Origin of the sequence: Streptomyces sp. SID13666 (assembly GCF_010548325.1) — a bacterium.
GTDB lineage: Bacteria > Actinomycetota > Actinomycetes > Streptomycetales > Streptomycetaceae > Actinacidiphila > Actinacidiphila fildesensis.
The window spans coordinates 213,996-235,391 of sequence record NZ_JAAGLX010000007.1 but is presented as its reverse complement, the minus strand read 5'-3'; the positions used below and the strand labels follow the sequence as shown (position 1 = coordinate 235,391).

Below are 21,396 nucleotides of genomic sequence, written 5' to 3'. Positions count from 1 at the left end.
GGATCCGGTGGACGGTCGAGGCGGGCAGGCCCAGGATCGGTCCGATCCGGGCCGGTCCCAGCTTGCGGGCCTGCCGCAGTGCACACACCCTCGCCTCGACCGCGGCCGGCGTGCGGTGCGGGGTCGTATGCGGGCGGCTGGAGCGGTCGTGCAGCCCCGCCTCGCCCTCCGCGCGCCACCGGCGGACCCACTTGTGGGCCGTGGCCCGCGAGATCCCCATCTCCGCCGCGACATGAGCGACCGGACGGCCGGATACGACACGTTCGATGAGAAGCCGTCTGCCATGAACGGTCAGCCGGGCATTACGGTGGGACACGAAGACCTCCGAGTGGTGCAGTCCTAGACAGCTCCACCACACCGGAGGTCTTCGCCATGTTCAAGACCCACCACTGTCAACAACGCTCGTGATCAATACACCTAGAGCGTGAGCCGGGGCTTCGGGGCGTCCGTGCGGCCGCTCGGGGGGCGGCGGCTGCCTGCCGCGTACTGCTGCGGCCAGGGGGCGGCCGGGCCGCGGTAGTCCTGTTCGGCGGCGGCGTGCAGGGTCCAGTTCGGGTCGTAGAGGTGGGGGCGGGCCAGCGCGCAGAGGTCGGTGCGGCCGGCCAGGAGGAGGGAGTTGACGTCGTCCCAGGAGGAGATGGCGCCGACGGAGATGACGGGGACGCCGAGCTCGTTGCGGATGCGGTCGGCGAACGGGGTCTGGTACGAGCGGCCGTACTGAGGGCGCTCGTCGGCGACGACCTGGCCGGTGGAGACGTCGATGGCGTCGGCTCCGTGGGCCGCGAAGGCGCGGGCGATGGCGACGGCGTCGTCCTCGGTGGTGCCGCCCGGCGCCCAGTCGGTCGCGGAGATTCGGACGGTCATCGGGCGTTCCTGCGGCCAGACGGCCCGGACCGCGTCGAAGACCTCCAGCGGGTAGCGGAGCCGCCCGTCGAGGTCGCCGCCGTAGGCGTCGGTGCGGTGGTTGGTGAGCGGGGAGAGGAAGGACGAAAGCAGATAGCCGTGCGCGCAGTGCAGTTCCAGCAGGTCGAAGCCGGCGCGGGCGCCGCGCGCGGCGGCCGCCGTGAACTCCTCGCGGACGGCGGCGAGACCGGCCGCGTCCAGCTCGCCCGGCACCTGGTTGACGCCCGGCCGGTAGGACAGCGGGGAGGGGGCGACGAGCGGCCAGTTCCCGTCCGGGAGCGGCTCGTCCATGCCCTCCCACATGAGGCGGGTGGAGCCCTTGCGCCCGCTGTGGCCGATCTGCAGGCCGATGGCCGCGGACGACTGCGCGTGGGCGAAGTCGGTGACGCGCCGCCAGGCCGTCTCGTGCTCGTCGGTGTACAGGCCGGCGCAGCCGGGCGTGATGCGGCCGTTCGGGCTGACGCACACCATCTCGGTCATGACGAGGCCAGCGCCGCCGAGTGCCCGCGCGCCGAGGTGCACGAGGTGGAAGTCGCCAGGTGTGCCGTCCACGGCCGAGTACAGGTCCATCGGCGAGACGACGACGCGGTTGCGCAGGGTCAGTGCGCCGAGCCGGAAGGGGGTGAACATCGGCGGGGTGGCGGGTTCGGTGCCGAAGTCCCGTTCCACGGCGTCGGTGAAGCCCCGGTCGCGCAGCCGCAGATTGTCGTGGGTGACGCGGCGGCTGCGGGTGAGGAGGTTGAAGGCGAACTGCAGCGGCGGCTGTCCGGTGTACTGCGCGACCTGCTCGAACCATTCGAGGCTGGCGCGGGCCGCGCGCTGGGTGCTCTCGACGACGGGTCTGCGCTCGGTTTCGTACGCCGTCAGCGCGGCCGGCACGTCCGGCTGCTCCTGCAGACAGGCGGCGAGCGCGAGCGCGTCCTCCATGGCGAGTTTGGTGCCGGAGCCGATGGAGAAGTGCGCGGTGTGGGCGGCGTCGCCGATCAGTACGGTCCGCTCATGCCACCACCGCTCGTTGACGACGGTGGTGAACGCGCCCCAGCGCGAGCGGTTGCCGTGCAGCGCGTGGCCGTCCAGGCAGCCGGCGAAGAGCTTCTCGCAGCGGGCGATCGACTCCGCCTCGTCGAGCCGGTCGAATCCCGCGCGCAGCCAGACGTCCTCCCGCATCTCGACGATGAACGTGCTGGCGCCGTCGCGGTACGGATACGCGTGCCCCTGCATGACGCCGTACTCGGTCTCGGCGATCTCGAATCGGAAGGCGTTCAGGGGGAGGTCGCTGCCGAGCCAGATGTAGCGGCAGCGGTGGCCGGTGAGCCGCGGCCGGAAGACATCGGCGTGCGCGGCGCGGGTGGTGCTGTTGGCGCCGTCGGCGGCGATGACGAGGTCGTGGGTCGCGGCGAGCTCCGCGGCGGCGGGGCCGGTCTCGCGCAGCCGCAGCTCGACGCCGAGGTCACGGCACCGCTGGTGCAGGATCGTCAGCAGCCGGCGCCGGTCGAGGGCGGCGAAGCCGTGCCCGCCGGAGGTGACCACCTCGCCGCGGAAGTGCACGTCGATGTCGTCCCAACGGGTGAACTCCGCCTGCAGGGCGCGGAAGACGACCGGGTCGGCGTGCTCGATGCCGCCGAGCGTCTCGTCGGACAGGACGACGCCGAAGCCGAAGGTGTCGTCGGGGGCGCCGCGTTCCCAGACGGTGATGTCGCGCGCGGGGTCGAGGCGCTTGAGCAGGGCGGCCGCGTACAGGCCGCCGGGGCCGCCGCCGATGACCGCGATCCGCATGGCTAGCGCCCTTCCCAGCGGGGCGGGCGCTTCGCGGTGAACGCGGCGTGGAATTCGGCGTAGTCGGCGCTGGTCATGAGCAGTGCCTGGGCGGCGGCGTCCATTTCGACGGCGGCCGCCAGCGGCATGTCGAGCTCGGCGGTGAGCAGCGCCTTGGTCTGCTGGTAGGCGAGCGAGGGGCCGGCGGCCAGCCGTTCGGCCAGCCGGGCGGCCACGGCGTCGGCCTCTCCTTCGGCCGCCGTCTGGCTGACCAGCCCGAGGCGCTCCGCCTCTTCGGCACCGACCGTCTCGCCGAGCATCAACAGCCGGGTGGCGTGGCCGAGCCCGACCATGCGGGGCAGGAGGTACGCGGCCCCCATGTCGGCCCCGGCGAGCCCGACCCGGGTGAAGAGGAACGCGAACCGGGCCGTCGGCTCGACGATCCGGAAGTCGGCGGCCAGGGCGAGCACGGCACCCGCGCCCGCCGCGATCCCGTGCACGGCGGCGATGACGGGGAACGGTGCCTCGCGGATCGCCCGGACGACCTGGCCCGTCATCCGGTTGAAGCCGAGCAGCTCGCCCGTGCCCATGCCGAGGGTGGCGCCGATGATCTCGTCCACGTCACCGCCGGAGCAGAAACCGCGGCCGGCGCCGGCCAGCACCAGCACCCGGGTCTCCCCGTCGTGCGCCAGCTCGGCGAGCAGGTCCCGGAGGTCGGCGTAGGAGCCGAAGGTGAGGGCGTTCAGCTTGTCGGGGCGGTCGAGGGTGACGGTGACGACGCCACCGGCGCGCTCCACCCGCAGGTGTTTCCACTGGCCGGTGGGGCTCGCTGAGCTCGGATAGGGACTCAAGGCACGTCCTCCTTGGCGGGGGGAGGGGGTGCGGACGCCCGCAGAGCGAAGTTATCACTCATCTGTGACCGCCGTCACGAGTGCGAGATATCGGCGGAGGTGCCGCTGGATCCGCGCGGGCGCCCCGAGCGGGTGCCGCCGGGATCCGCGCGGGCGGCGGGGCGGACCACCGGGATCCGGGCCGCGCCGTCAGGCCAGCGTGGCCACCAGGATCGCCTTGATGGTGTGCATCCGGTTCTCCGCCTGGTCGAACACGACGGAGTGCGCGGACTCGAAGACCTCGTCGGTGACTTCGAGCGAGGTCAGGCCGTGCCGCTCGTAGATCTCCTGGCCGATCTTCGTTCCGAGGTCGTGGAAGGCCGGCAGGCAGTGCAGGAACTTCACGTCGGCGTTGCCGGTGGCGCGGAGCACGTCCATGGTCACCGCGTACGGGCCGAGCAGTTCGATCCGCTCGTCCCAGACCTCCTTGGGCTCCCCCATCGACACCCACACATCGGTGTGGACGTAGTCCACACCGCGCACGCCCTCAGCGACGTCCTCGGTGAGGGTGACGCGCGCGCCGGTGGTCTCCGCCAGCCGGCGGGCCTCGGCGACCACCGAGTCCTGCGGCCACAGCTGCCGGGGCGCGACGATCCGGACGTCCATGCCGAGCAGCGCGCCCGTGATGAGCAGCGAGTTGCCCATGTTGTAGCGGGCGTCGCCGAGGTAGGCGTAGGCGGTCTCGCCGAGCGGCTTGTCGGTGTGCTCGGACATGGTGAGCACATCGGCGAGCATCTGGGTCGGGTGCCACTCGTCGGTGAGACCGTTCCAGACCGGCACACCCGCGTACTGCGCGAGTTCCTCGACGATCACCTGTCCCGCGCCCCGGTACTCGATGCCGTCGAACATCCGCCCGAGCACCCGCGCGGTGTCCTTGGCCGACTCCTTGTGCCCGATCTGCGAGCCGGAGGGGTCGAGGTAGGTGGTGCTCGCGCCCTGGTCGGCGGCCGCGACCTCGAACGAACAGCGGGTCCTGGTCGAGGTCTTCTCGAAGACCAGCGCGATGTTCTTGCCGGCCAGCCGCCGGACCTCGGTCCCCGCCCGCTTGGCCGCCTTCAGCTCGGCCGCCAGCTCCACCAGGTGGCGGAACTCCTCGGGGCTGAAGTCCAGCTCCTTGAGGAAATGACGACCCTTGAGGTCGATGGCCATGGGGACTCCTAGGTAGCGGCAGAGGGGAGGACCTTGGAAGTCTATACGATCAATGACATGTTTATACAGATCTGCTTTTCCGTGCCTAGACCGCCTCGCGTTCGATGGGACAGCTCATACAGCGTGGGCCGCCGCGCCCCCGGCCCAGCTCGCTCCCCGGGATCTCGATCACCTCGATACCGCGCTTGCGCAGGAAGGTGTTGGTCGTGACGTTCCGCTCGTAGGCCACCACCACCCCCGGCTCGACGGCGAGCACGTTGCATCCGTCGTCCCACTGCTCGCGCTCGGCCGAGTGCACGTCCTGCGTCGCGGTCAGCACCTGGATGTCGTCCAGGCCCAGCGCCGCGGCGATCGCGCGGTTCATGTGCTCGGCCGGATGATCGGTCACCTTCAGGTCCCGGTCCCCCGCTCCCGGCTCGATCGAGTACGAGCGCAGCATCCCCAGCCCGGCGTACTTGGTGAAGGTGTCGCCGTCCACCATGGTCATCACGGTGTCCAGATGCATGAAGGCCCGCTTCTTCGGCATGTCCAGCGCCACGATCGTGCGGGCGGAACCCGCCGCGAACAGCCCCTGCGCGAGCATCTCCACCGCCTGCGGGGTGGTTCTCTCGCTCATCCCGATGAGCACCGCCCCATTGCCGATGACCAGGACGTCACCGCCCTCGATGGTCGACGGATATGCCGCCTGCCCCTCGGACCAGATATGGAAGTCACCGCCGGCGAACAGCGGATGGTGCTGGTAGATCGCCTCGAAGTGCACGGTCTCGCGCTGCCGGGCCGGCCAGCGCATCGCGTTGATGCTTACCCCGTCGTAGACCCAGGCGGAGGTGTCCCGGGTGAAGATGTGGTTCGGCAGCGGGTTCAGCAGGAAGTCGTCCAGGCGCATGGCGTGGAAGAGCACCGAGATCGGCTCGGCGAACCGCTCGAGGAACTCCCGTTTGGTCATCCCGCCGACCAGCGCCTCGACCAGGTCGGGCACGGACAGCTCGTCGAACGACGCGCGCAGATGATCGGTGGCCAGCGGCCCGTACTGCTTCTCGTCGAAGACCCGGTCCAGCACCAGCGCCCGCGCCTCCGGCACCGCCAGCGCTTCCCGGAGCAGATCCCCGAAGAGATGGACCTCGACCCCGCGGTCGCGGAGCACATCCGCGAAGCCGTCGTGCTCCGCGCGCGCCCGGCGCACCCACAGCAGGTCGTCGAAGAGCAGCGCGTCCTTGTTGGACGGGGTGAGCCGCTTCAGTTCAAGGTCGGGTCGATGGAGGATGACGCGGCGCAGCCGCCCGGCCTCGGAATCCACGTGAAAGCCCATGGACACAGTCCTTCCCCTCTCACAGGCGCCTCGCACGCCCGGCGCACGCCCCGGTACCGAATGGACGTGCGGGGCGGGATCCACGGTGGCAGGGCGGTAGCCCTGCCGGTGTCCGGCGAGCACCGGGCGCGTGCCCGGCAGGGTGTCACACCTCGTGGCGCATCACCTCCGCCAGCGCGGCGATCTGCTCGGGCCCCACCCGGCAGCAGCCGCCGATCAGCCGGGCTCCCGCGGACCGCCAGTCGCGGACCCGGGAAGCCTCGAAGGTCACCTCGCCCTGCCACTTCCGGGCCTGGGCGTCCCACTCCTCGCCGCTGTTCGGATAAACCACGACGGGCTTGCCGGAGACCTCCGCGGCGAGTGCCACGGCGTGGTCGGCGTCCCGCGGGGCGCAGCAGTTGACGCCGACCGCCACCACATCGTCCCGCCCGGCGGCCAGTGCGAAGGCCGCTTCCAGCGGCTGCCCGGCGCGGGTCAGGTCGCCGTCGATGCTGTACGAGAGCCAGACCGGCACCCCGATCCCCTCGACCGCGCGCAGCAGTGCCTCCGCCTCGTCCGTGTCCGGCACCGTCTCCAGGGCGAACAGATCGGGCCCTGCCTCGGCCAGCGCCTCGATCCGCGGCCGGTGGAAGCGCTCCAGCTCCCGCACGCTCAGCCCGTACCGCCCCCGGTACTCGCTGCCGTCCGCCAGCATCGCCCCGTACGGGCCGACGGACGCCGCCACCAGCACGTCGGTACGGCCGCCCGTGGCGCTCCGCGCCAGCTCGACGCTGCGCCGCAGCAGCGCCGACGCCTCCTCCCGACCGGTCCCCCGGCGGGCGAAGCCCTCGTAGGTCGCCTGGTAGCTGGAGGTGATGAGCACCCGCGCACCCGCCCGGACATAGGCCGCGTGCGCCGCCTCGATCTGCTCGGGCGCGTCGGCCAGCAGCCGGGCCGACCAGAGCGGGTCGGACAGATCACAGCCCTGGGCGGCGAGTTGGTTGGACAGCCCGCCGTCCAGGACGAGCGGGGTGCCCAGGGTCAGGTCGGGCGGCATGACGGTCGCTCCTTGCTTCGGCCCCGGATCGGGTGCACCGGAGGTTCGTTCAAAGGGTCAGATCAGGTCGGTTCAGTGCAGGTGAGGCGAGGTGAGGTGAGGTGAGGTGAGGTGAGTTCGGTTCGGTTCGGTTCGGTTCGGTTCAGGTGAGTTGGGACTGGACCTCGGCGGAGATCAGTTCCAGATGGTCCAGATCGCCCAGGTCGAGGATCTGCAGATAGAAGCGGGTGGAGCCGGTCGCGGCGTACTGACCGATCTTGTCGATCACCTCGGCCGGGGACCCCGCCAGCCCGTTGGCCTTCAGCTCGTCGACCTCCCGGCCGATGGCCGCGGCACGGCGCGCGACCTCGGCGTCGTTCCTGCCGACGCAGGCGACCAGGGCGTTGGAGTACACCAGCTCGTCCTTCTTGCGCCCCTCCGCCTCGGCCGCCTCACGCACCCGGCCGAACTGCCGCCGGCTGTCCTCGACGGAGGCGAACGGGATGTTGAACTCGTCCGCGTAACGGGCGGCGAGCGCCGGGGTCCGCTTGGCACCGTGCCCGCCGATCAGCACCGGGATCTTCGTCTGGACCGGCTTGGGCAGCGCGGGCGAGTCCTTGAGCTGGTAGTACGTCCCGTCGAAGTCGAAGGTCTCCCCGACCGGCGTGGCCCACAGACCGGTCACGATCGCCAGCTGCTCCTCCAGCCGGCCGAACTTCTCCTTCGGGAACGGGATGCCGTACGCGGTGTGCTCCTTCTCGTACCAGCCGGCGCCCAGTCCGAGTTCGACACGCCCGCCCGACATCTGGTCCACCTGCGCGACCTGGATGGCGAGCACGCCCGGCAGCCGGAAGGTGCCGGCCGTCATCAGGGTGCCGAGCCGGATACGGCGGGTCTCGCGGGCCAGCCCGGCCAGGGTGATCCAGGCGTCTGTCGGGCCCGGCAGCCCGTCTCCGCCACCCATGCTCACGTAGTGGTCGGAGCGGTAGAACGCATCGAATCCGAGGTCCTCGGTGGCCTTGGCAACCGTGAGGAGGGTGTCGTAGGTGGCCCCCTGCTGGGGCTCGGTGAAAATGCGAAGATCCATGCCTCCCATCCTCCACGCCGGACCGCCCCGCACGTCAACCACGCGTCAAGACGTCGTCGATCTTGTGCACCGGTGGGTGTGTCCAGGACCAACCGGACCTGTCTCCTGAGCCGCGGGCTTCACGAACCGAACGGCTTCACGAACCGAACGGCTTCATGAACCGAGCGCGCAGAGCAGCGCGCAGACCCGGTCCTTGGATTCCTCGGCGGCGTCCATGGCGTCGATGCACTGCCAGTACACCGCCTCCTCCTCCGCGGAGCAGGCCAGCCCCACGAGGGCAGCGCCCAGCTCCGAGAGCAGGTCCCGCAGTTCCGTCAGCGCACGGGCCGGTTCCCGCACGCAGGTGAGTATCGACGCCCGGACGGTCTCCGGCCGGGCGCCCGGCAGCCCCGAGAGCCAGGCCGGTCCGCAGGCCCGGCCGCCACCCGGCTCGCACACAGAGAACCCGGCGGCCCGCAGCTCCGGCGGTCCGTGCAGGGCCAGATGGCCGCCCACCGCCTCCGCGAGTGCCTGCGCCTGCCACGCCTCCGTGATCAGGTCCTGAACCTGCCACGCCTGTTCGAGGGCGTGCCGGGTGGCCAGGATGAGCCGTACCGCGTCCATGATGTACTCCCCCTGCCGCTGCGTGCTACCGACCTGTTACCCAGAGTGACGGTCGATGGCCGCGAGCGGAAGGGGGGTCCCCGCGCCTGTGGATTACTCGCCGGTTGTGGATATCCCGGTCACCCGGTCGGATGAAGCGTGCCCGGTCCCTCGTCCTCCGCCGGCATCGGGAAGCGCAGTTCATTGCGGTCGATCTTCGCCGAGAGCGCCTTCAGCACATCGATCTCCAGCACTTGGCAGAACTGCAGCAGATACGCCAGGACGTCCGCCACCTCGTCCTCCACCCGGTGCGCGGTCCCGGCGTCCTCCATCACCCGGCCCGCCTCCTCCGGGGTCATCCACTGGAAGATCTCCAGCAGTTCGGACGCCTCGACGCTCAACGCCGCGGCCAGGTTCTTGGGTACGTGATATTGCTGCCAGCGCCTGGCCGCCGCGAAGGCGGTCAGACGGCGCTGCAGCGCCTGCAGATCCTCGCTCATCCGCACAGGTCTACCGCATGGTCGGCGCCGAACGCGCGGGCACCCGCTCCCCGGCACCCTCCCCCGCTTCCGGCCCCTTCCCGGTTCCGGGCTCCGTGCGCGGCTCGGTTCCGGGATCCGCGACGGCCGCCCCCTCCGCCTCCGTCTCCGCCCCCGCCTGCTCCGGCCGCCGCGGGCGGACGAAGTCGATGACCGACACCCCGCCCAACCCCTCGGCGACGGAGGCGTCGTGCACCGCGCCCAGCAGCCGGATATGGCCGCGGCCGGCCGCCATGCCCGCCAGAGCGAGCAGCTCACGGGTCTGCCGGCGGTCCATCCCCAGATCGAAGCCGTCGCTGAGCACGGTCAGCACCTGGGCGGCCGGGAGGAGTTCGGCGCTCGTGTCGACCGCCAGCACTCCCGGCCCGGTCAGCAGGACCAACGCGATGGCCAGGAAGCGCAGTTCCCCGTCGCCCAGCCGGTCCACCGGCACCAGCCCCAGCGGCCCGCGGTCCACCGCCGCGATCACCGACCGCAGTTCGGCCCCGGAATCGGCGCCGGCCGCCCGGGACCGCAGGACGGTCAGCCCGTCGACCGGCGGGCTGCAGACCTCCCGCATCGCCCGCACCAGCGCCGCGTGCCGTGTACGGCACTCGCCTTCGGTCCTGGCCAGGACCGCCGAGAGGTTCTCGCAGCCCCGGCGGAGCATCCCGTCCCCGGCGTCCACCGGCGCCCGCATCGTCTCCGGCCGCGGCTCCACCGGGAACACCCCGCGTAACGCCAGCACCAGTTGTTCCACCGCAGCCAGCACCAGCCGCTGGCCCTCGGTGCGGCCCGCGACGCGCAGCGGCAGCAGCGCCGTCGCCAGCAGATCGTCGGGAAGCGGCGCGCGGGTGACGGGCACCAGGCCCGCCGTGTGCCACGCCGCCTGGACGGTGCGCCGTTCCGGATCGCGCAGCGCGGTGGTCAGCAGCGTCTCCCCGCCGCCGGTCAACCGCTCGCCGACAATGCGCAGTTCGGGCTCGGCCTGCACGGCCACATCCAGCCGGACCGGTCCGACGGGTCCGGTGACCGTGCAGCCGATCCGGAACCCGCGCCGCCCTTCGGCGTCCGGTTGCGCACCCTGCGGCACGCAGGCCGCGGCCCCGCCCCGCACGCTTCCCGTCCCGTTCCCGGACCCGGACCCGGATCCGTCGAACACCTCGCTCAGCGTCTCTCCGCCGGCCAGCCGCCCCAGCGCGGTCAGCGCCTCCAGGACGCTCGATTTCCCTGTCCCGCTGGCGCCGGCGAGCAGGGTGAGCGGACCCAGCGCGAAGCTCGCGCCCCGGTGCGACTTGAAGGCGGACAAACGCAGTTCGGTGACAGCGGGACGCTCACTCGTGAGGTTCATATCCGCGAACGTAGCCAGCGCGACTCCTGCCGAACCGTTACGTCAGCCCCCACGTCCTCCGAACGGGCGAAGCCCGGCAGGATGACGGTATGGAGATCAAGGATTCCGGCCCCGCAGCGGGCATCGATCTGACCTCGTTCGGCAGCCACGGCGTGCGCCACGTGAGCATCCACCGGAACGCCGGCACCGGAACACCATCCGGGCCCGCGTCACCCGTGGTCGCGGTGGCCCTCATGCACCTGGCCCCCGGCGGCCGCCTCGGCCGGCATCAGGCGACGATTCCACAGGCGCTGACCGTGGTCGCAGGCAACGGCTGGGTCAGTGGCGCGGACGGCAGAGCGGTTCCGATCACCACAGGCCAGGCCGCCTGCTGGGCGGCCGGCGAGGACCACGAGACCTGGACCGACACCGGCCTCACGGCCGTGGTCGTCGAAGCGGCCGAACCACACCCCACCGGCCTGCTCGGGCGCGCCCCGGTCACCGAAGCCTGAGGTTAGAGGTCAGACGTCAGAGGTCAGAGGTCAGAGGTCAGAGGTCAGAGGTCAGAGGTCAGAGGCATCGTCCGACCCCTGGTCTACGGTGGGCCGCGTGACGAGCTATGTGGCGCTGCTCCGCGGGATCAATGTGGGCGGCAAGAACAAGGTGCCGATGCAGACCCTGCGCGAGCTGCTGACCGGGCTGGACTGTACGGACGTCAGAACCCATCTCCAGAGCGGCAACGCCGTCTTCGGCCACCCCCGGGCCGACCCGGCCGCACTGGCCACCGGCCTGGAGGCGCGCATCACCGAGGAGTTGGGGCTCACCATCCGCTGCCTGGTGCGGGACGGCGCCGATCTCCAGCGGGTGGTCGAGCAGAATCCCTTCGACATGGAAGGCGTCGACCCGTCCCGGTTCCTGGTGACCTTCCTGTCCGGCCCGCCGGAACAGGAACGGCTGACCGCCATCGATCCCGCGGCCTACGCCCCGGAGGAGTTCCGGCTCGCCGACCCCAAGGCACCGAGCGAGATCTATCTGCACCTGCCGACCGGCATCCAGAAGTCCCGTCTCGCCCTGCTGTTCACCGACAGGAAACTGGGGGTGACCGCGACGGCCCGCAACTGGAACACGGTGCTCAAGCTCGCCGCGATGGCGGCCGAGTAACCCGGGACCGGCCGCGCCGGAACCCGGGCGGCCCGGAGCCTCAGGCCGACTTCGCCACCGGCGCCAGGATCGCGACGCACTCCACGTGGTGGGTGAGCGGGAAGAGGTCGAAGGCGCGCAGGGAGACCGGCTTGTAGCCCGCCTCCGCGAAGTACGCCAGGTCGCGCGCGAGGGCGGCCGGGTCGCAGGCCACGTAGGCGATGCGGCGGGCGCCGAGCGAGGCGAGGTGCTTGACGGTGGACTTGCCGGCGCCGACCCGCGGGGGGTCGAGGACGATCAGGTCGGCCTCGGTGATCTTGGTGCGCGGCAGTACGGTCTCGACCTTGCCGTGCTCGATCCGCACACGCTCCAGATCGGCCAGGTTGTGCCGGGCGTCCTCCACCGCGCGCTTGCCGGACTCGATGCCGAGCACCGCGCCGGTCTCGCCGACCTTCTCGGCGATCGCGCCGGCGAACAGGCCGACGCCGCAGTACAGGTCGAGGGCGGTGTCGCCGTCGCGCGGCTGGAGGCCGTCCAGGACCGCCTCGGCCAGCAGGTCGGGTGCCTGCGGGTGGACCTGCCAGAAGCCGCCGGAGCCGACCCGCCAGGTGCGGCCGACGGCGCGCTCGCGGACGAAGCCACGGCCGTGCACCTTGTGTACGCCGCCCTGCTCGTCGACGCGGGCGACCGAGACCGGCCGGTCCAGCTCGACGATCGGCAGCCGGCCGTCGGGGGTGGGCGTGACGATGACCTGGCGGTCGTTGGAGCCGGTTGCCGCGATGGCCTCGACGGACGCGGTGTCCGGCCACTCACGGGTCTCGATGCCGAGCTCGGTGACGCCGGGCGCCGCGATCAGGCACTGGTCGATCCGCTCGATCTCGTGCGAGCGGTGGCGGCGCAGTCCCGCGTAGCCCTCGGCGTCGACGGCGAACTGCACGCGGGTGCGCCACGCGGGCACCTTGCCCTCGACGCCCTTGTCACCGGGCGCGGGCTCGACGGTGCCGTCCCAGCCGGCGTCCTGCGGGCTCAGACCCGCGAGGCGGCTGAGCTGCTCGGTGATGACGTCGACCTTCAGCCGGCGCTGGGCGCCGGGGGCGACGTGCTGCCAGTCGCAGCCGCCGCAGGCGCCGGGGCCGGAGTACGGGCAGGGCGCCGGGACGCGGTCGGGGGACGCCTGGAGGATCTCCACGGCGTCGGCGCGCAGGAACTTGGAGTCCGGTCCGCCCTCGGTGATCTTGGCGACGACGCGCTCACCCGGCAGTGCGTGCCGGACGAAGAGCACCCGTCCTTCGTGACGGGCGATGCAGTGACCGCCGTGCGCGACGGGCCCGACCTCGACCTCGTAGCGCTCCCCGACCAGCTCGTCGGCCTGTTCCTTCGTACGGTTCTGCATGATGAACAGGCTCCTGCGAGAGGTGGTGCGGCGGGGTGGTGCGGGCGGGACCGTAGAACGGCAGCTCACCAGTCTACGTCCCGCCGCACCCCCCGCCTTACGGCCTACTTCTGGCCGGTGTGTTCCTTGTCCCGCTTCGGCGGGCTGACCGGGCCGCGCCGGATCGCGCCGGGGGCGTTCCAGTCGGCACGCTTGCGCGCCCGGACCTTGGCCCGCTCGGAGGAGTCCAGCTGCCACGGCACCGAGGTGACCATGACGCCCGGGGTGAACAGCAGCCGGCCCTTGAGCCGCAGGGCGCTCTGGTTGTGGAGCAGGTGCTCGTACCAGTGGCCGACGACGTACTCGGGGATGTAGACGCTGACCACGTCGCGCGGGCTGGCCCGCCGCAGGCCCTTCACATACTCGATGATCGGCCGGGTGATCTCGCGGTAGGGCGAGTCCAGGACCTTCAGCGGTACGTCGATGCCACGCCGGGTCCAGTCGGCCTGCAGGGCCTTGGTGTCGGCCGGGTCGACGTTGATGCTGAGCGCTTCGAGGGTGTCGGAGCGCATCAGCTTGGCGTAGGCCAGGGCGCGCAGCGTCGGCTTGTGGACCTTGGAGACCAGGATGATCGAGTGCACCCGGGACGGGCGCACCTCCTCGTCGGTGCGCTCGTCGCCCGCCGCGATCTCCTCGGCCACCCGGTCGTAGTGGCGCCGGATGGCGGTCATCATCCCGTAGAAGAGCACCATGCCGAGGACCGCGACCCAGGCGCCGTGCGTGAACTTCGTCAGCAGGACGATGATCAGCACCATGCCGGTGAAGAAAGCGCCGAAGGTGTTGATCGCCCTGGACCGGTGCATGTGGCGGCGCTTGGCGGTGTCGGTCTCGCTGCGCAGATGGCGGTTCCAGTGCCGGACCATGCCGATCTGGCTGAGCGTGAACGAGACGAAGACGCCGACGATGTACAGCTGGATCAGCCGGGTCGAGTCGGCGCCGTAGATGTAGACCAGGACGGCGGCGAAGCCGGCCAGCACCACGATGCCGTTGGAGAACGCGAGCCGGTCGCCACGGGTGTGCAGCTGGCGCGGCAGGTAGCGGTCCTGGGCGAGGATCGAGCCGAGGACCGGGAAGCCGTTGTACGCGGTGTTGGCCGCCAGGAACAGGACGAGCGCGGTGACGGCGGCCAGGAAGATGAACGGGATCGAGTTGTGCCCGAAGACGGCTTCCGCGACCTGCGCGATGACCGGGTCCTGGGTGTAGTCGGGGCCCACCGGCTTGCCGTCGACCAGCAGGTCGGTCGCCGGGTTCTCGGCCATCCGGACGTTGGTGTACATGGCCAGCGCGATGATGCCGCAGAACATGGTGACGGCGAGCACGCCCATGGCGGCGAGCGTGGTGGCGGCGTTCTTCGACTTGGGCTTCTGGAACGCCGGGACGCCGTTGCTGATGGCCTCGACCCCGGTGAGCGCGGCACAGCCGGAGGAGAAGGCCCGTAGCAGCAGGAAGACCAGGGCGAAGCCGCTGATGCCGCTGACCTCGGCATGGATCGTGTAGTGCGCGGTGGGCGCCTCCATGGTGGCGCCGGTGGCGATCTTGATGCAGCCCCAGACGATCATGGCGAAGACGCCGGCGACGAACGCGTAGGTCGGGATCGCGAAGATCGACCCGGACTCGCGCACCCCGCGCAGGTTCATCACCATCAGCAGGAAGATCATGCTGACCGCGCCCAGCACCTTGTGGGTGGCGAAGAACGGTACGGCCGAGCCGAGGTTCTCGATGCCCGAGGCGACGGACACGGCGACGGTCAGCACGTAGTCGACGAGCAGCGCGCTCGCGACGGTGAGACCGGCCTTCGGCCCGAGGTTGGTGGTGGCGACCTCGTAGTCACCGCCGCCGGACGGGTACGCGTGCACGTTCTGCCGGTACGACGCCACGACGGTGAACATCAGCACGACGACCGCGACCGCGATCCACGGGCTGAAGTGGTAGGCGGACGCGCCCGCGATCGACAGGACCAGCAGCACTTCGCCGGGCGCGTACGCGACCGACGAGAGGGGGTCGGAGGCGAACACCGGAAGCGCCAGCCTCTTAGGGAGGAGGGTTTCTCCCAACTTGTCGCTGCGCAGGGCGCGGCCGATCAAGATCCGTTTCGGCAGGTCAGTCAGTTTGGGCACGGAGAGGATGGTAAGCGCTGCGCCGTACGTGCATGCGACCGCCACCCTCCTAAGAGAAGGCAAAGTCCCGCTCGGGCCGTCCGCAACCTCCCACTGGGGTGCAAGCGTGTGTAGCTTGGGCCGCGGTCTGAGACGCTTATCGGGTATCGGCCAAAAATGTTGACAGCCGGAAGGACGGGCGTGCACGTCGTGATTATGGGCTGCGGAAGGGTGGGTTCCACTCTTGCGCAATCCTTCGAACAGCAAGGTCATACGGTCGCTGTGGTGGACCAGGACCCGACGGCTTTCCGCCGTCTGGGATCCGGGTTCGGCGGGCGCCGGGTGACCGGAGTCGGGTTCGACCAGGACACGCTTCGCGAGGCCGGAATCGAGGAGGCAGGCGCCTTCGCGGCGGTCAGCAGCGGCGACAACTCCAACATCATCGCGGCCCGGGTGGCCCGGGAGATGTTCGGTATCGAGAACGTGGCCGCCCGGATCTACGACCCACGGCGTGCCGAGGTCTACCAGCGGCTCGGCATCCCCACCGTGGCCACCGTGCGGTGGACCGCGGACCAGATGCTGCGCCGGCTGCTGCCTTCGGGCGCCGAGCCGCTGTGGCGGGACCCGAGCGGCGGTGTGCAGCTCGCCGAGGTGCACACCTCGCCCGGCTGGGTGGGTCACAAGATCAGCAAACTGCAGGACGAGACCGGGGTCCGTGTGGCATTCCTCACCCGGCTGGGCGAGGCGATGCTGCCTTCCTCCCAGACGGTGCTGCAGGAAGGCGATCTGGTGCACGTGATGATGGGCACCGACGGAGTCGCCGAGGTCGAGGCCGCGTGCGCCAAGGGTCCTGAGGAGGCGCACTGATGAGAGTCGCCATCGCCGGAGCCGGCGCGGTCGGCCGCTCGATCGCGGCCGAGCTGCTGGAGAACGGGCACGAGGTCCTGCTCGTCGACAAGAATCCCACCTCCATCTCGGTGGAGCGGGTACCGCAGGCCGAGTGGCTGCTCGCCGACGCCTGCGAGATCACCTCGCTGGACGAGGCGGCGCTGCAGCGCTGCAACGTGGTCATCGCCGCCACCGGTGACGACAAGGTCAACCTCGTCGTCTCGCTGCTCGCGAAGACCGAGTACGGGGTGCCGCGGGTCGTGGCCCGGGTCAACAACCCCAAGAACGAATGGCTCTTCAACGAGTCCTGGGGCGTCGACGTGGCCGTCTCGACCCCGCGGCTGATGTCCGCGCTGGTCGAGGAGGCCGTGAGCGTCGGCGATCTCGTGCGGCTGATGCGCTTCAGCCAGGGCGACGCCAACCTGGTGGAACTCACCCTGCCGCCGGAGGCCGCGCTGGTCGGCACCCGCGTCGGCGACGTGGAGTGGCCGCAGGACACCTCGCTGGTGACGATCATCCGGGGCAACCGGGTGCTCACGCCGTCCAAGGACGACGCGCTGGAGGCCGGTGACGAGCTGCTGTTCGTCGCCGCACCGCACCGCGAGGAGCAGCTGGAGGACCTGCTGTCCGTCCAGCGCGAGGACTGACAGGACCGGTCATGACGACGGGCGCCCCGGACCGGGAAGGTCCGGGGCGCCCGTCGTCATGATGAGCGGGGATGAGCGGAGTCGAGCGGAATACGCCGAGGTCAGGACGCGGCGGCGGCCTTCTTCGCCTCTTCCTCGGCTTCCATCTCGGCGATCACGTTGATCGGCGGCGGAGCCTTCGACAGGAAGATCCACGTCAGGTAGACGGACAGCAGCATCGGCGGGATGCCCAGCGCGACCTTGACCCAGCCGAGCTGAGTGGCGTCCCCCCACCAGTACAGCGGGAAGAGGATCGCCGACTTGGCCAGCAGGATCAGCCCCCAGGCCCAGCTGGCCTTGGTGTAGGCGCGCAGCCGGCCGGGGTTGCGCTTGCGCCAGGAGAGGTTCTCCTTGAAGACCGGGCCGAGGATCAGGCCCAGCAGCGGGACGCCCGCGATGGCGGTGGCGATGTACGCGACGGCCAGCCCGAGGGTGTACAGCATCCCGGGCAGGTAGAAGTTCTTGGCATCGCCGGACATCATCGCGAAGACCGCGCCGAAGGCCACCCCGAAGACACCGCTGAAGGCGTGCTTGAGGGTGTCCTTGCGGGCCAGCCGGGCGATCCCGAGCAGCACGGAAAGACTGAGCGCGGCGATGGCCGCGATGTGGATATCTCTGTTGATCGTGTAGATCAGGACGAAGACCAGGCCGGGCACGGTGGTCTCCACCATGCCCCGGATGCCGCCGAACGCCTCGAAGAGAGCGGCTTCGGTGATCGCCTTGGAATCGCCGTCCGTACCCTCCCCGGTCCGCGGGTCCTCTGTCTGCTTGTCGATCGACGCCACCGACTACTCCTGTCCGACCGGACGCAGTTCGTACTTGGGATTGAACAGGACAGGACGGCCGTGGTTCATCGAGATCCGGCCCGAAGCGATGATCTTGCGCCCCGGCTCTATCCCGCTGATACTGCGGCGTCCCAGCCACACCACGTCAAGGGCTGCGGAGCCGTCGAACAGCTCCGCCTCCAGCGCGGGCACTCCGGCCCGTGGTCGCAGTGTGACCGTGCGCAGACTACCGGTCACCGTCACTATCTGCCGGTCTCCGCAGTCGCAGATCCGCGTGCAGCCGACGGACAGGGCGTCCTTCTGCAGCTCCTCGGAGTGCAGCTCCTCCTGGGAGGACGACAGGCGGTCTATCATGCGCCGGAAGCGGCCGGTGGGTCGGTCCGAACGGGTGGCACCACTCATGTATCCAGCGTACCGGGCCCGGCCGACAAGGCGTCCGGTACGCCGGACGGCCGATCACCGCCCCGCGGATGTCCGTTCAGTGCCCGAAGCGGCTTTTCAGTGCTCGAAGCGGTAGCCCATGCCCGGCTCCGTGATGAAATGCCGCGGATGCGCGGGATCCGCCTCCAGCTTGCGGCGCAGCTGCGCCATGTAGACCCGCAGGTAGTTGGTCTCGGTGCCGTACGAGGGCCCCCACACCTCCTGCAGGAGCTGCTTCTGGCTGACCAGCCGCCCGGTGTTGCGGACCAGGACCTCCAGCAGATGCCACTCGGTCGGGGTGAGCCGGACGTCGGCGCCACCCCGGTTGACCTTCTTGGCCGCCAGGTCGACGGTGAAGGTCTCGGTCTCGACCGTCGCGGCGTCGTCCTCGGGCCCGCCGGGCGCCGCCCGGCGGACGGCGGCCCGCAGCCGGGCCAGCAGCTCGTCCATGCCGAACGGCTTGGTGACGTAGTCGTCCGCTCCGGCGTCGAGCGCCTCGACCTTCTCGTCGGACGTCTGGCGGGCCGACAGGACGATGATCGGCACCCGGGTCCAGCCGCGCAGCCCCCGGATCACCTCGACGCCGTCCATGTCCGGCAGGCCGAGGTCCAGGACGATCACATCGGGGTGGCGGGCGGCGGCCAGCTGCAGCGCGCTCGCGCCGTCGTGGGCGGCGTCGACCTCGTACTTGCGGGCCCGCAGATTGATCACGAGCGCGCGCACGATCTGCGGCTCGTCGTCCACCACGAGCACCCGGTACATGGAGTTCCTCTTCTCGGTCACATCGGTCAGGTCGATCACCGTCACGTCGGTCGTGTCAGCTGCTTCGGTCGCGTCGGTCACGGTGCTGCTGCCCGCCCTCACGACGTCGCCCCCGCCGGCAGGTCCGGGCGGGCCGGACGGCCGCCGAGGGCGGCCTGGAGGGTGAGCACCATGGTCAGGCCGCCGCCGGGGGTGTCCTCGGCGACCAGCGTGCCGCCCATGGACTCGGCGAAGCCGCGGGCGACCGCGAGGCCCAGGCCCACGCCGTTGCCGCGCGGTGCGTCGCCGTAGCGCTGGAACGGCTCGAAGATCCGGTCCTTGGCGGTCTCCGGCACCCCGGGGCCGCGGTCGACGACCCGCACCTCCACCCGGTCGCCCAGCGCGCTGGCGGCCACCACCACCTTGGACCCCGGGGAGCTGTACTTGACGGCGTTCTCGACGACGTTGGCGACGCTGCGCTCCAGCAGGCCTGGATCGACGGCGACCATCGGCAGGCTCTCCGGGATGTCGAGGACGACGCTGCTCTCCGGGACGCCGCCGAGCGCCATCGGCACCACCTCGTCGAGATCGATCTCGCGGATCAGCGGGGTGACCGTGCCGGTCTGCAGGCGGGACATGTCGAGCAAGTTGCCGACCAGGTGGTCGAGCCGGTCGGCGCCGTCCTCGATGCCGGCCAGCAGCTCGGCCTCGTCCTCGTCGGACCAGGCGACGTCGTCGGCGCGCAGCGACGACACCGACGCCTTGATGGCCGACAGCGGTGTCCGCAGGTCGTGGGAGACGGCTGCGAGCAGCGCGGTGCGGATGCGGTTGCCCTCGGCCAGCTCGCGGGCGTGCTCGGCCTCGCCCTCCAGCCGCTGCCGGTCCATGACGACGGCCGCCTGCGCGGCGAAGGCGGAGAGCACCCGGCGGTCCGAGGCGGGCAGCACCCGCCCGGTGAGGGCCAGCGAGAGCCGGTCGCTGACCGGCACCTCGACGTCGGCGTCCTCGGGGCGCAGGCAGGGGCGCTCCCCCACGCTGGCCTCCCGGGTCCAGGCACCGTGGTCGCTGTCGCGGGCCAGCAGCACCACCGAGTCCATGCCGAACGTCTCGCGGACCCGTTCCAGCAGGGCCTCGAGGGAGCTCTCGCCGCGCAGCACGCTGCCGGCCAGGTACGACAGGATCTCGGCCTCGGAGCGCAGCCGGGCGGCCTGCTGGGTGCGGCGGGCCGCGAGGTCCACCACGGAGGCCACCGCGAGGCCCACGACGACGAAGATCACGATCGCGATGATGTTCTCGGGCTCGGCGATGGTGAAGGAGTGGGTGGGCGGCGTGAAGTAGTAGTTGAGCAGCAGCGATCCGGCGAAGGCGGAGGCCAGCGCCGGGAGCAGCCCGGCGACGAGGGCCGCCGCGACCGTGAGGGTCAGGAAGAGCAGCATCTCGGTGGCCTGGCTCATCCCGGGGTGCCAGTTGGTGAGCAGCAGCGCCAGCAGGACGGGACCCACGACCCCGGTGAGCCAGCCGGCCACGACCCGGGAGCGGCCCAGGCTGGCGCCGCGCGCGGAGGGCAGTCCGCGGCCCTTGGCGGCGTGCTCGTGGGTGACGATGTGGACGTCGATGTCGCCGGACTCGCGGGCGACGGTGGATCCGACGCCGGGTCCCAGCACGTACTGCCAGGCCTTGCGGCGGCTGGTGCCGAGCACGATCTGGGTGGCGTTGACCCCACGGGCGAAGTCCAGCATGGCCTCGGGGATGTCCTCCCCGATGACGTGGTGGAACGATCCTCCGAGGTCCTCCACCAGGGTCCGCTGGGCGGCCAGCTCCTTGGCGGAGCCCGAGGCCAGCCCGTCGCTGCGGACGATGTGGACGGCGAGGATCTCGCTGCCCGAGCCCTTGGCCGCCATCCGGGCGGCCCGGCGGATCAGGGTGCGGCCCTCGGGTCCGCCGGTGAGGCCGACGACGATCCGCTCGCGGGCCTGCCAGGCGGCGGAGATCCGGTGGTCGGCGCGGTACTCCTGGAGGTACTCGTCGACCCGGTCGGCGACCCACAGCAGCGCCAGTTCGCGCAGCGCGGTGAGGTTGCCGGGCCGGAAGTAGTTGGACAGCGCCGCGTCGACCTTGTCGGAGGCGTAGATGTTGCCGTGCGCCATCCGGCGCCGCAGCGCCTGTGGCGACATGTCGACCAGCTCTATCTGGTCGGCACGGCGCACCACCTCGTCGGGCACGGTCTCGCGCTGCCGGACGCCGGTGATCGACTCGACCACGTCGCCCAGCGACTCCAGGTGCTGGATGTTGACCGTCGAGACGACGTCGATCCCCGCCTGGAGCAGTTCCTCGACGTCCTGCCAGCGCTTGACGTTGCGCGAGCCGGGCACATTGGTGTGCGCGAGTTCGTCGACGAGCGCGACCGCCGGATGCCGCGCGAGCACCGCGTCCACGTCCATCTCGGTGAACTCCGCGTCGCGGTACTCCAGCTCCCGGCGCGGGATCTGCTCCAGGCCGTGCAGCATCACCTCGGTGCGCGGGCGCCAATGGTGCTCGACGAAGGCGACGACGAGGTCGGTGCCACGCTCGGTACGCCGGTGCGCCTCGGAGAGCATGGCGTAGGTCTTGCCCACGCCGGGGGCCGCCCCGAGGTAGATGCGCAGTTTGCCGCGTGCCATGGCCCCATCG

At 71.0% G+C, this 21,396-nt stretch carries 20 protein-coding genes; 4 read left to right on the top strand and 16 right to left on the bottom strand.

Annotation, left to right across the window (positions count from 1 at the left end; all coding sequences use genetic code 11):
• The 10 genes from G3I60_RS13795 to G3I60_RS13750 form a co-directional block, all read right to left on the bottom strand.
• Nucleotides 1-316, bottom strand: a 316-nt coding sequence (locus G3I60_RS13795; RefSeq protein ID WP_164293687.1) for a leucine zipper domain-containing protein, incomplete at its 3' end; no start/stop codon positions are given.
• A 101-nt stretch (nucleotides 317-417) separates the two neighbouring features.
• Nucleotides 418-2,679, bottom strand: a complete 2,262-nt coding sequence (locus tag G3I60_RS13790; protein WP_164293686.1) for a bifunctional salicylyl-CoA 5-hydroxylase/oxidoreductase — start codon at nucleotides 2,677-2,679, stop codon at nucleotides 418-420.
• A gap of 2 nt (nucleotides 2,680-2,681) precedes the next feature.
• Nucleotides 2,682-3,509, bottom strand: a complete 828-nt coding sequence (locus G3I60_RS13785; protein ID WP_164607172.1) for an enoyl-CoA hydratase family protein — start codon at nucleotides 3,507-3,509, stop codon at nucleotides 2,682-2,684.
• A gap of 189 nt (nucleotides 3,510-3,698) precedes the next feature.
• Nucleotides 3,699-4,697: an ornithine carbamoyltransferase gene (argF, locus tag G3I60_RS13780; protein WP_164293684.1), complete on the bottom strand. Its 999-nt coding sequence runs from the start codon at nucleotides 4,695-4,697 to the stop codon at nucleotides 3,699-3,701.
• Between the two features lie 85 nt (nucleotides 4,698-4,782).
• On the bottom strand, nucleotides 4,783-6,006 hold the full coding sequence (locus G3I60_RS13775) for an arginine deiminase (protein ID WP_138356525.1): 1,224 nt from the start codon (nucleotides 6,004-6,006) through the stop codon (nucleotides 4,783-4,785).
• 145 nt (nucleotides 6,007-6,151) lie between these two features.
• A complete protein-coding gene (mmuM, locus tag G3I60_RS13770; protein ID WP_164293683.1) occupies nucleotides 6,152-7,042 on the bottom strand; it encodes a homocysteine S-methyltransferase in 891 nt (296 codons plus the stop codon).
• 142 nt (nucleotides 7,043-7,184) lie between these two features.
• The gene (locus G3I60_RS13765) at nucleotides 7,185-8,108 is read right to left on the bottom strand and encodes an LLM class F420-dependent oxidoreductase (protein WP_138356523.1); all 924 of its coding nucleotides are present in this window, start codon (nucleotides 8,106-8,108) and stop codon (nucleotides 7,185-7,187) included.
• A gap of 153 nt (nucleotides 8,109-8,261) precedes the next feature.
• Nucleotides 8,262-8,711: a DUF6099 family protein gene (locus tag G3I60_RS13760; RefSeq protein ID WP_164293682.1), complete on the bottom strand. Its 450-nt coding sequence runs from the start codon at nucleotides 8,709-8,711 to the stop codon at nucleotides 8,262-8,264.
• 119 nt (nucleotides 8,712-8,830) lie between these two features.
• Entirely contained in the window at nucleotides 8,831-9,190 is a 360-nt protein-coding gene (locus G3I60_RS13755; protein ID WP_138356521.1) for a nucleotide pyrophosphohydrolase, read from the bottom strand.
• A 10-nt stretch (nucleotides 9,191-9,200) separates the two neighbouring features.
• Nucleotides 9,201-10,559, bottom strand: a complete 1,359-nt coding sequence (locus G3I60_RS13750; protein ID WP_239069790.1) for an AAA family ATPase — start codon at nucleotides 10,557-10,559, stop codon at nucleotides 9,201-9,203.
• 89 nt (nucleotides 10,560-10,648) lie between these two features.
• Here G3I60_RS13750 and G3I60_RS13745 point away from each other — a divergent pair, with 89 nt between their 5' ends.
• Both G3I60_RS13745 and G3I60_RS13740 read left to right on the top strand, forming a co-directional pair.
• Entirely contained in the window at nucleotides 10,649-11,050 is a 402-nt protein-coding gene (locus G3I60_RS13745; RefSeq protein WP_164293681.1) for a hypothetical protein, read from the top strand.
• A 97-nt stretch (nucleotides 11,051-11,147) separates the two neighbouring features.
• Complete coding sequence (locus tag G3I60_RS13740; RefSeq protein ID WP_164293680.1) at nucleotides 11,148-11,699, top strand: DUF1697 domain-containing protein; 552 nt, start codon at nucleotides 11,148-11,150, stop codon at nucleotides 11,697-11,699.
• Nucleotides 11,700-11,739: 40 nt separating this feature from the next.
• Here the strand turns inward: G3I60_RS13740 and G3I60_RS13735 are convergent, their stop codons facing one another.
• Nucleotides 11,740-13,071: a class I SAM-dependent RNA methyltransferase gene (locus G3I60_RS13735; RefSeq protein WP_138356518.1), complete on the bottom strand. Its 1,332-nt coding sequence runs from the start codon at nucleotides 13,069-13,071 to the stop codon at nucleotides 11,740-11,742.
• 104 nt (nucleotides 13,072-13,175) lie between these two features.
• On the bottom strand, nucleotides 13,176-15,227 hold the full coding sequence (locus G3I60_RS13730) for an APC family permease (RefSeq protein ID WP_138356517.1): 2,052 nt from the start codon (nucleotides 15,225-15,227) through the stop codon (nucleotides 13,176-13,178).
• A gap of 180 nt (nucleotides 15,228-15,407) precedes the next feature.
• Between G3I60_RS13730 and G3I60_RS13725 the strand changes: the two genes are divergently transcribed.
• Nucleotides 15,408-16,073, top strand: coding sequence for a TrkA family potassium uptake protein (locus G3I60_RS13725; protein ID WP_164293679.1), 666 nt, complete (start codon nucleotides 15,408-15,410; stop codon nucleotides 16,071-16,073).
• Nucleotides 16,073-16,741: a TrkA family potassium uptake protein gene (locus tag G3I60_RS13720; RefSeq protein ID WP_138356515.1), complete on the top strand. Its 669-nt coding sequence runs from the start codon at nucleotides 16,073-16,075 to the stop codon at nucleotides 16,739-16,741. The genes G3I60_RS13725 and G3I60_RS13720 overlap by 1 nt, the downstream gene beginning before the upstream one ends.
• Nucleotides 16,742-16,842: 101 nt before the next feature.
• Here the strand turns inward: G3I60_RS13720 and G3I60_RS13715 are convergent, their stop codons facing one another.
• From G3I60_RS13715 to G3I60_RS13700, 4 genes are all read right to left on the bottom strand, one after another.
• Entirely contained in the window at nucleotides 16,843-17,565 is a 723-nt protein-coding gene (locus G3I60_RS13715) for a DUF3159 domain-containing protein (protein WP_138356514.1), read from the bottom strand.
• 3 nt (nucleotides 17,566-17,568) lie between these two features.
• Entirely contained in the window at nucleotides 17,569-17,967 is a 399-nt protein-coding gene (locus tag G3I60_RS13710) for an OB-fold nucleic acid binding domain-containing protein (RefSeq protein ID WP_138356513.1), read from the bottom strand.
• A 96-nt stretch (nucleotides 17,968-18,063) separates the two neighbouring features.
• Nucleotides 18,064-18,747, bottom strand: coding sequence for a response regulator (locus tag G3I60_RS13705; protein ID WP_138356561.1), 684 nt, complete (start codon nucleotides 18,745-18,747; stop codon nucleotides 18,064-18,066).
• Nucleotides 18,748-18,845: 98 nt separating this feature from the next.
• Nucleotides 18,846-21,386, bottom strand: a complete 2,541-nt coding sequence (locus tag G3I60_RS13700) for a sensor histidine kinase KdpD (protein WP_164607171.1) — start codon at nucleotides 21,384-21,386, stop codon at nucleotides 18,846-18,848.
• Nucleotides 21,387-21,396 lie beyond the last annotated feature (10 nt).

Bases quoted from the DNA above. Each gene is read 5' to 3' on its own strand.
- G3I60_RS13750 (WP_239069790.1), bottom strand. From the start codon at position 10,559: ATGAACCTCACGAGTGAGCGTCCCGCTGTCACCGAACTGCGTTTGTCC.
- G3I60_RS13790 (WP_164293686.1), bottom strand. From the start codon at position 2,679: ATGCGGATCGCGGTCATCGGCGGCGGCCCCGGCGGCCTGTACGCGGCC.
- G3I60_RS13735 (WP_138356518.1), bottom strand. From the start codon at position 13,071: ATGCAGAACCGTACGAAGGAACAGGCCGACGAGCTGGTCGGGGAGCGC.
- G3I60_RS13710 (WP_138356513.1), bottom strand. From the start codon at position 17,967: ATGAGTGGTGCCACCCGTTCGGACCGACCCACCGGCCGCTTCCGGCGC.
- argF (WP_164293684.1), bottom strand. From the start codon at position 4,697: ATGGCCATCGACCTCAAGGGTCGTCATTTCCTCAAGGAGCTGGACTTC.
- mmuM (WP_164293683.1), bottom strand. From the start codon at position 7,042: ATGCCGCCCGACCTGACCCTGGGCACCCCGCTCGTCCTGGACGGCGGG.
- G3I60_RS13765 (WP_138356523.1), bottom strand. From the start codon at position 8,108: ATGGATCTTCGCATTTTCACCGAGCCCCAGCAGGGGGCCACCTACGAC.
- G3I60_RS13720 (WP_138356515.1), top strand. From the start codon at position 16,073: ATGAGAGTCGCCATCGCCGGAGCCGGCGCGGTCGGCCGCTCGATCGCG.
- G3I60_RS13700 (WP_164607171.1), bottom strand. From the start codon at position 21,386: ATGGCACGCGGCAAACTGCGCATCTACCTCGGGGCGGCCCCCGGCGTG.
- G3I60_RS13705 (WP_138356561.1), bottom strand. From the start codon at position 18,747: ATGTACCGGGTGCTCGTGGTGGACGACGAGCCGCAGATCGTGCGCGCG.
- G3I60_RS13775 (WP_138356525.1), bottom strand. From the start codon at position 6,006: ATGGGCTTTCACGTGGATTCCGAGGCCGGGCGGCTGCGCCGCGTCATC.
- G3I60_RS13760 (WP_164293682.1), bottom strand. From the start codon at position 8,711: ATGGACGCGGTACGGCTCATCCTGGCCACCCGGCACGCCCTCGAACAG.
- G3I60_RS13755 (WP_138356521.1), bottom strand. From the start codon at position 9,190: ATGAGCGAGGATCTGCAGGCGCTGCAGCGCCGTCTGACCGCCTTCGCG.
- G3I60_RS13745 (WP_164293681.1), top strand. From the start codon at position 10,649: ATGGAGATCAAGGATTCCGGCCCCGCAGCGGGCATCGATCTGACCTCG.